The sequence below is a fragment of the Lactobacillus delbrueckii subsp. delbrueckii DSM 20074 = JCM 1012 genome (genome assembly GCF_001433875.1).
In the GTDB taxonomy this organism is placed as follows: domain Bacteria; phylum Bacillota; class Bacilli; order Lactobacillales; family Lactobacillaceae; genus Lactobacillus; species Lactobacillus delbrueckii.
Genome location: NZ_AZCR01000159.1, coordinates 1 through 268, shown reverse-complemented (window position 1 = coordinate 268; position 268 = coordinate 1). Strand labels below are relative to the sequence as shown.

The window sequence follows — 268 nt, the reverse complement described above, 5'->3', positions numbered from 1 at the left end:
CTGCTCTTCCAGCTCTTTGATCCGTTGTTTGTCCTTGCTTTTGGGCATTCTTGGGTGGTCTACCTTTCTTCTTGGTAATGACAGTATACCCGCTTTCTTTAAAAGAGCGAAGCCAATTTGCAAGAATTCCTGTATTTGTAAGCCCTAAGTCTAGAGAAACCTGGCTAAGTGCTTCACCGCCTAGCAGAACTCTATCAATGGCAGCAAGCTTGAAATTAGCAGTATATTTCTGTTGAGGTCGATCCAGAATATCTTCACCATGCTTTTG

At 42.9% G+C, this 268-nt stretch carries 1 protein-coding gene; it reads right to left on the bottom strand.

The genetic code is table 11. The features are described from left to right. A partial coding sequence (locus FD23_RS09555; protein ID WP_162252831.1) for a transposase occupies positions 1-268 on the bottom strand: 268 nt, incomplete at both ends.